Origin of the sequence: Aurantimonas sp. NFXS3 (genome assembly GCF_049132005.1) — a bacterium.
Lineage (GTDB): Bacteria > Pseudomonadota > Alphaproteobacteria > Rhizobiales > Rhizobiaceae > Aurantimonas > Aurantimonas coralicida.
Genome location: NZ_JAGDDZ010000007.1, coordinates 183,566 through 191,685, shown reverse-complemented (window position 1 = coordinate 191,685; position 8,120 = coordinate 183,566). Strand labels below are relative to the sequence as shown.

Here is an 8,120-nt window from a genome sequence, read left to right as displayed (position 1 = left end):
GAACCGCCGGCTCTGGAAAGACCCGGAGGCCACGATCGCCTCTGCCACCGCCTTCCTCTATGCCGCCTCGGTCATGATCCTCATTCGCCGCCTTGGCCGCGCATCATGACCTTTCCGGACGGGCTCTGATGCCAGCCATTACATACGCGGCGTCACCGGCCCGTCCTGGGGGGGGGCGCCATTTTCCGTATTCCGGGTGCTGCACATTTGTGCTATTGTTCGATTGTGCCATCTGGATGAATCTTGCAGGACCACCCATTGGCTAAGCCGCCGCACTCGTTGAAGCGTAGTGCGGCGGCTTTCTCTTTGGTGACGCCTGTATCCCGTGGCATGTGCAACCTATAAAAATCAGCTGCCGCCAAACGGATATCTGACAGTTTACCTGCGCGGACGGGACATCATGGGCAACCTTCAGTCGTTGCCGGGTGTGTTCCCTGACCATCCGCGCCCGTGGTCCGCAACGGTATAGCGACACCGTCGAGATGACCTGCGCGCTCGTCGATAGCGCGGTCGTTGTCCGGAGAAATCACCGATCAGACGATTGCCATCGCCGAACAGACCGCGGCACCGGCGGCGCAGACCAAGGTGATCAGGGAATCGTTGCGGGCGGTACTGGGGCTGAAGGAGGAGGCCCAGGAGCTTGGCCCGAAACGAGTCGGCGGCGCTGACGCTGCGCCATTGCCGTGTTCGCTCCCCATCGTTAACATGAAAGGCGCGCATCGTGAGTGCGTCAGTCCTGACCGGCCCGGTCGCTCCTTTGGGAAGCGACCGGGCTTTCTACTGTATCAAAATACAACGATCCGTCCCAGAGAAAATAGCGCAAACGGAACAACTAGCCAGCGATCGTGGTTGTACGCCCATGTCATCGTGGGAGATGGAGTTATGAACTGGGATCAGATCGAAGGAAAGTGGAAGCAGTTCAAGGGCAGCGCGAAGGAACAGTGGGGAAAGCTGACGGACGACGACCTCGACCGCGTCGAGGGAAACAAGGATATGCTCGCTGGGCGAATCCAGGAAGCCTACGGGGTCGAGAAAGAAGAAGCGCACCGGCAAGTGGATGAGTGGGCCGCAGGGCGGAACGATATCTAGCAAATCGCTTGGGTGAGTATCTTATCCTAGTGAAGTAGCCATCCGGCTGGATCTTGCGAGCTGACCATTTAGCGAAGCCGTCGCATCCCCTCGCGTGCGACGGCTTATTCGTTTTCGGTGATCAGGTTGCGTGGAAGGGAGGACTTATCCTCGCACGCCTCCAGTTTCCCAGCGATCCCAGCTGTAGTCGTCGTTCGAGCGCGACCGTCTGCTGACGAAAGGATCATGCTGATCCTCTGAATTCAGCGGCGGTTTTTGACCGGCGTTTTGCGCTTGTTCCGGCTGGCTCTGCATCTCGGTGACCATCCTCGTTTGAAGTCGCTAGTTACCTCAGTGTCGCAATCCTATGGTTGCGGGAACGACACATCTTAGATGCTTCTCGACGGGAGTCCGCACGGCGTGCTCTTCTGCCTCTACGTGCAACCCCTACTCAAGCAAGAAGGGCAAATCGGCCATCGGAGAATTCGGCCGCGCTATATGTGACAGCACCGGCAACTTTCCGTTGCTGCCGGGCGTGTTTCCCGACTATGCCGCGCCATGGTTCGCAATCAGGGCTCCGGCGCGCCTGGGACCTCGAAATCCTTCTCCCGCTTCTTCAGTCAGCCGACTCAATTGGCCGCCGCTCGAACGTCTGTGCCTCAGAGTGAACGAGCGCTGCGGCTCGCGAGATGCGAATCTGTGCGGTATAGGTTGACGATCCGTCGGCCCGTTTGGGTGCGTTGATGGCTCCCAAGTTGCTACGTGCCTCTGAGGTCGCTACGACGTAGCAATAGCTATAAGACAGTCGGAAATGGTTGAGTTTGGTCGAGAACAGTAGATCAGTGCAGTCCGGTCGAGTGACTGAATCAGCGTTAAAAACCAGCACAACAAAGGGTTCTCCGTTCGCGATCGCTCCGATGATCGACTGGACCGACCGGCATTGCCGGTTCTTCCATCGGCAGCTCACCCGGCATGCGCTGCTCTATACCGAGATGGTTGTCGCCGACGCGATCCTGCATGGCGACCGCGACCGGTTGCTCGGCCATGATACGGTCGAGAGCCCGGTGGCCCTGCAGATCGGCGGTTCGGAGCCGCAGAAGTTGGCGGAAGCCTGCCGGATCGCAGCGGATTTCGGGTATGACGAGATCAATCTGAATGTCGGCTGCCCGTCCGACCGGGTGCAGTCCGGGGCGTTCGGCGCCTGCCTGATGCGCGAGCCCGACCTCGTCGGTCGTTGCCTCGCGGCCATGGTCGAGGCGAGTGACGTGCCGGTGACGGTGAAGTGCCGGATCGGCGTCGACGAGCAGGACCCGGAGCCGGCGCTCGATGATCTCGCCAATGCCGCGATTGCCGCCGGCGTGACCACGATCTGGGTCCATGCGCGAAAAGCATGGCTGCAAGGGCTGAGCCCGAAGGAAAACCGGGACATCCCGCCGCTCGACTACGACCGCGTCCACCGGCTGAAGCAGCGGTTGCCGGAGGCGTTCATCGGCCTCAATGGCGGGCTGACGACGCTGGATGCGGCCGTCGAGGAGCTCGACCGCGTCGACGGGGTGATGATGGGCCGCGCGGCCTACCAGACGCCGGACCGGCTGGCCGAGGTCGATGCCCGCATCTTCGGCGCGGCGCCGCAGCCGGTGGACTATGCCGCGCTGATCGACACCATGGCGGATTACGCCGCGCGACATCTGGAGCGCGGCGGCCGGCTGGGGCAGGTGACCCGGCACATGCTCGGCCTGTTCAACGGCATGCCCGGCGCGCGGCGCTGGCGCCAGATCCTGTCGGACGGCGCGGTGCGCCCGGACGCCGGGCCGCAGCTGCTGCGCGAGGCCTTCGCCGCCGTGCGACTGGATGGCGACAAGCGCCACGCCGCCTGACGCCGGCGACCGCGCCGGTGACCATCACCCGACAGCACGAACGGATCGCGCCATGAACGACGACACCCTCCAGGCGCGGTTCGACCGCCAGCATGCGGCCTCGCGCAGCCAGCCGGCACCGGAAGCCGCCGCGCGCCGCGACGCGCTCGCCCGTCTGCGCCGGCTGATCGTCGGCAATGTCGATGCCCTCGCCGCGGCGATCTCCACCGATTTCGGCCAGCGCTCGAAGACCGAGACCGAGCTCCTGGAGATCGGCCCGACCCTCAACGCCATCCGCCACGCCTCCAAATCGCTCGCCGGATGGATGAAGCCGCAGCGCCGCGGCATCGACATCACCTTCCAGCCGGGCCGGGCCTGGGTGCGCCACGAGCCGCTCGGCATCGTCGGCATCATGGCGCCCTGGAACTATCCGCTGATCCTGACGCTGGCGCCGCTGGCCGATGCGCTGGCGGCCGGCAACCGCGCCATGCTGAAGCCGTCGGAACTGACACCGCGTTTCTCCGAGCTGCTGCAGCGCCTGGTCACCGAGCATTTCGCCGCCGAACAGGTGACCGTCGTCGTCGGTGATGTGCCGGTCGCCAAGGCGTTCTCGGCGCTGCCCTTCGATCATCTGCTGTTCACCGGCTCGACCCATGTCGGCCGCGAGGTGATGCGCGCGGCGGCCGAGAACCTGACACCGGTGACGCTCGAACTCGGCGGCAAGTCGCCTGCGATCATCTGCCCGGACTATTCCATCGACGCGGCGGCGCGGTCGATCGCCTTCGGCAAATGGCTGAATGCCGGCCAGACCTGCATCGCGCCGGACTACGTGCTGGTGCCCGCCGCATCCCTCGACGCCTTCGTTGCCGCAGCGTTGGCGCAAGCGCGATCCGCCTATCCGGAACCGGCCGCGAATGCCGACTACACCAGCATCATCAGCGAGCGGCACCATGCCCGGCTGATCGCCGCTTTGGCGGAGGCCGAGGCCGCCGGCGCCACGGTGCATCGCCATTCCGACGTGGCGACGACGAGCGAGACGGGGGAGGGCGCGGCACGGATGGCGCCGGCCATCGTCGTCGGCGCCCCCGACGACAGTGTCCTGATGCGCGAGGAGATCTTCGGCCCGATCCTGCCGGTCGTGCCCTATCGCGATCTCGACGAGGCGCTGGCCATCGTCAATTCCCGCGAGCGGCCGCTGGCGCTTTATTGCTTCACCGGCGACAAGCGGGCGGAGACGCGGGTTCTCGACGGGGCGATTTCCGGCGGCGTGACGGTGAACGGCACGCTCCTGCACATCGCCCAGGACAATCTGCCCTTCGGCGGGATCGGCCCCAGCGGCATGGGCGCCTATCACGGGCGTGACGGCTTCCTGCGCTTCAGCCATGCCCGGGCGGTCTACAAGGTCGGGGCGATCAACGTCTTCGAGCGGCTGGGCCCGCCCTGGGGCCGGCTGGCCCGCATGGTGTCGCAGCTGATGCTGCGGCGCTGATCCCCGGCGGAACCGCCGCGCTGGCGCACCGGCTTTTGCGCGGTGCAACATAACGGATGCATTCGCGACTGTTCCCCCCTATGAGGAACCATGCAGCCGATCGAAGCGTCCGCTCTGATTCCCTACCTCCTGCCGCTCTTCGGAGCGGCTGCGGCCGCGGGCTTCCTCGCCGGCCTGTTCGGCATCGGCGGCGGCGCGATCTTCGTGCCGGTGCTCTACCAGACCTTCGAGGAACTCGGCGTCAGCCACGAAGTCTCGATGCATCTGGCCATCGGCTCGTCCCTGGCGATCATCGTGCCCACCTCGATCCGCTCGCTGATCTCGCACTGGCGGCGCGGCGTCGTCGACTGGCGGCTTCTGAAGGAATGGGTGGTAGCGATCCCGCTCGGGGCGATCGCCGGGGCCATGGTCGCCGCCGCGGCCTCGTCGGGCGAATTGCGCGGCATCTTCGCGGCGCTGGCCCTGGTGCTCGGGCTGAAGCTGGTCTTCGGCAAGGTGCCGATGTCCTTCGGCAAGCAGCTTCCCGGCCTTGCCGGTCGCTCGGTCGCCGGCTTCCTGATCGGCCTGTTGTCCTCGCTGATGGGGATCGGCGGCGGTGTCCTGAACAACACCTTCATGACGCTCTACAACCGGCCGATGATCGAGGCGGTGGCCACCAGCGCCGGTGTCGGCGTGCTGATCTCGGTTCCCGGCCTGCTCTCCTACGCCATCGGCGGCTGGGGCGATCCGCTGCTGCCGGCCTACAGCATCGGCTTCGTCAGCCTTGCCGCGGTGCTTCTGATCGCGCCGGCCTCGATCCTGGCGGTGCCGCTGGGGGCCGCGCTGGCGCACAGGCTGACCCGCCGCCAGCTCGAGCTGGGCTTCGGCGCCTTCCTGCTGATCGTCGCCGCGCGCTTCGCCTATTCGCTGCTCTGAGAGGGTCGCTCAGTCGGTCAGGATCAGCCGATCGCCGCGAAAGTCGAAGGAGGTGAGGGTGTTGAGGAAGCTCATGCCGAGCAGCGCGACGCCGAGACCGTCGCTCTCCGTCACCGCCGCCGCTACGCCGTGCCGTACGATATCGCCGACGCGCACCTCGTCGAGCCGCACCGGCGCCGCGCCGACGACGCCATTGGCCGTCATCACCTGCTGCCAATAGCGCAGTTGCGTCGTGTCGATGCCGACGGATTCGGCCGTCGAGCGGTCGAGCGCGATCATCGAAGCGCCGGTATCGACCATGAAGGAGATGGGCTTGCCGTCGATCTCGCCGTCGAGATGGAAATGGTCGTCGGCCCCGCGCAGCGACATGAAGCGGCTGCCCTCGGTGCCGTCGCCGAGCGAAACCAGCGTGCCGGGCACGAGAACGGCGACGACCCGGTCCTTCAGGGCCGAGAGTTCCGGCGCAAAACCGTAGGCGGCGATCAGCACGAGGAAGGCGAGGCCCCAGATCGCCGCGCCCTTCAGCGCGCCGGCCAGATTGGTCCGCAGGAACAGGATCGCGCCGGAAGCCAGCGCCAGGCCCCAGACACCGTAATAGGCGAGGCTGGCGAACTGGTTGTCCGGCAGGCCGGCAATGGTGCCGTCCTGGTTGAGGACGAGGGCCAGGCACGCCACGCCGAGAATGGCGAGGATGATCCAGAGGAGGCTGCCTCTACGCATCGTCCGCTCCTTGCGCTTCGGCCCGTTCTCGTTCCAGCCGCCGTCGCTTGGTCTCGCGCCGGGCCGGGCGCTCGATCGTCGCCATGCGGGCCGGCAGGGTGTCCATCACGGCGCGGCGCTGGTCGGGGGAGAAGGCGATCCACGCGCCGATCTCTTCGCCCGTGCGGCCGCAACCGAAGCAATAGCCGGACCGCGGATCGATCGCGCACAAGGAGATGCAGGGGCTTTCGATGCTCATGGGTCCGCGGCGCGTCGGTGTCACAATCGGGGCGTCGGCGGGCGTCGTCGCACCGCGTTTCATGACCCGGATATGGCCTTTGGGGCAGCGGCGTACAAGCGCGCCGCGTCGTTGTGCGTCCGGCTAAGGAGCCGCCACCGGGGAAAGGCGTCAGGCGTATTCGTCGAGGGCCGGCATGACTTCCAGGACGCGGGAATTGGGGAAGATCGCGATCGCCTCGGTGCCCTCGCGCAGCCGCGAGCGCAGCTCGAACGAGCCGTCATGCATTTTCATCAGCGCCTGGACGATCGGCAGGCCGAGGCCGGTGCCCTGTTCGGCGCTCTTGATGGCGATGGAGCCCTGTCCGAAGGAGGACAGGACGATCGGGATTTCCTCCTCGGGGATGCCGGGACCGTTGTCCTTGACCGCCAGATACTGGCCACCGCCGGCGGTCCAGCCGACGCGCAGGGTGATCTCGCCGCCGCGCGGGGTGAACTTCACCGCGTTCGACAGCAGGTTGAGGATGATCTGGCGCAGCGAGCGCTCGTCGGCCCACATGGCCGGCAGGTCCGCCTCGAACTCCGCGCCGATCACCAGATCCTTGGCCTCCGCCTTCACCCGGACATAGCCGAGGCAGTCGCGGGCGATGGCGACGATGTCCACGGCTTCCTCGCTGAGCGCGTAGCGCCCGGCCTCGACCCGTGACAGATCAAGGATCTCGTTGATCAGGCCGAGCAGATGCTGCCCCGAGGCGTGGATGTCGGCGATGTAGTCCTTGTAGGATTCGTTGCCGATGGGGCCGAGGATCTCGTTGCTCATCACCTCGGAGAAGCCGAGGATCGCGTTCAGCGGCGTGCGCAGCTCGTGGCTCATCGTCGCCAGGAAGCGCGACTTGGCGAGGTTGGCCTCTTCGGCCCGGCTGCGGGCCTCGTCGGACATGATCTTCGCCATTTCCAGCTCGGCGATCAGCTCGTCCTTCTCGCTCTGGTGCTTCAGCCGGGCGATGCTGGCGCGGCGCAGCATCTCGGCGACGAAGGCGAAGAACGGCACGGCGCCGATCAGGACACCGTACATCGCCGAGGCCATCGGCTGGGCCGTGGTGACGATGCCGTAGCCGAGCACCAGGATGGTCGGCAGGAAGGTGAGCGGGACGACGGCGCGCAGCGTCGACGACACCATGGCGATCATCGCGATGGCGAGGAAGATCACCGTGAACTGGAAGAGCTCGAAGCGCAGGGGCTGGCATTCGGCGCAGGCCAGCGTCGCCAGATACGCCCAGGACAGGCCGGCCGCCACATGGCCGGCAAGGAAGATCCGTGACCAGCGGGTGATGCCGGCGCGCGTCAGGTTGTCGGCTGGAAACCGCCGCGACACGACGACGAGGGCGAAATGGCCGAGCAGGGCGAAGCCGGTCCACAGGATCGCCGGCAGCGGACCGGTGAAGATCGACAGGCCGAATCCGGTGAGGATGACCGGCAGGGGCAGCACGATCGCCGCCGCCTGGATCGCCGCGGCATGCTGGACCAGGAGCTCGCGTTCGAAGTTCGGCTGCAGCCCGCCACGCGCCGACAGACGTTCCCGCGCGGCCTTCAGAGTCCGGGTCAGGTCGCCATTGCGGGCGGCCCGTCGTCTGGCGATGACCGTGTGGTCGTAGGAGTGGGGAGCTGCGATTGTCATGAACGCGATCGATCGCCTGCATACGCTTGCCGGAGCGCCCATGATGTTTCGAGGAGATTAAGAAACTCTCTTAAGGAATCGCGAAATGTCGAGTTTGTCTGGGGAAAAGCGCCGGCGCGGACCCGCCGCCGCAGGGCGCCGTCGCCCCCATGGCGGGGGATGCGGGCTTGCCGCCGGA

7 protein-coding genes and 1 pseudogene are annotated in these 8,120 nt (G+C 66.2%); 5 read left to right on the top strand and 3 right to left on the bottom strand.

Translation table 11 applies throughout. From position 1 onward, the window contains the following. The 5 genes and pseudogenes from J3367_RS18985 to J3367_RS18965 all read left to right on the top strand — a co-directional run. Positions 1 to 109, top strand: a pseudogene (locus J3367_RS18985) (IS5/IS1182 family transposase); the annotation flags it as partial. A gap of 773 nt (positions 110 to 882) precedes the next feature. Further along, positions 883 to 1,089, top strand: a complete 207-nt coding sequence (locus J3367_RS18980; protein ID WP_421462150.1) for a CsbD family protein — start codon at positions 883 to 885, stop codon at positions 1,087 to 1,089. Between the two features lie 836 nt (positions 1,090 to 1,925). After that, entirely contained in the window at positions 1,926 to 2,945 is a 1,020-nt protein-coding gene (gene dusA / locus J3367_RS18975; protein ID WP_277024534.1) for a tRNA dihydrouridine(20/20a) synthase DusA, read from the top strand. Positions 2,946 to 2,997: 52 nt separating this feature from the next. Continuing rightward, a complete protein-coding gene (locus J3367_RS18970) occupies positions 2,998 to 4,413 on the top strand; it encodes an aldehyde dehydrogenase family protein (RefSeq protein ID WP_421462136.1) in 1,416 nt (471 codons plus the stop codon). A gap of 90 nt (positions 4,414 to 4,503) precedes the next feature. Continuing rightward, positions 4,504 to 5,328 carry a sulfite exporter TauE/SafE family protein gene (locus J3367_RS18965; RefSeq protein ID WP_024351342.1) on the top strand — a complete coding sequence of 275 codons (825 nt, stop codon included), beginning with the start codon at positions 4,504 to 4,506 and terminating at the stop codon, positions 5,326 to 5,328. 9 nt (positions 5,329 to 5,337) lie between these two features. Here J3367_RS18965 and J3367_RS18960 read toward each other — a convergent pair whose 3' ends face one another. The 3 genes from J3367_RS18960 to J3367_RS18950 all read right to left on the bottom strand — a co-directional run bounded on the left by J3367_RS18960 (position 5,338) and on the right by J3367_RS18950 (position 7,942). Beyond that, positions 5,338 to 6,048 carry a retropepsin-like aspartic protease family protein gene (locus tag J3367_RS18960; protein ID WP_421462134.1) on the bottom strand — a complete coding sequence of 237 codons (711 nt, stop codon included), beginning with the start codon at positions 6,046 to 6,048 and terminating at the stop codon, positions 5,338 to 5,340. Then, positions 6,041 to 6,286, bottom strand: a complete 246-nt coding sequence (locus tag J3367_RS18955) for a DUF1289 domain-containing protein (protein ID WP_421462148.1) — start codon at positions 6,284 to 6,286, stop codon at positions 6,041 to 6,043. The genes J3367_RS18960 and J3367_RS18955 overlap by 8 nt, the downstream gene beginning before the upstream one ends. A 150-nt stretch (positions 6,287 to 6,436) precedes the next feature. Continuing rightward, complete coding sequence (locus J3367_RS18950; protein WP_421462132.1) at positions 6,437 to 7,942, bottom strand: sensor histidine kinase; 1,506 nt, start codon at positions 7,940 to 7,942, stop codon at positions 6,437 to 6,439. Positions 7,943 to 8,120 lie beyond the last annotated feature (178 nt).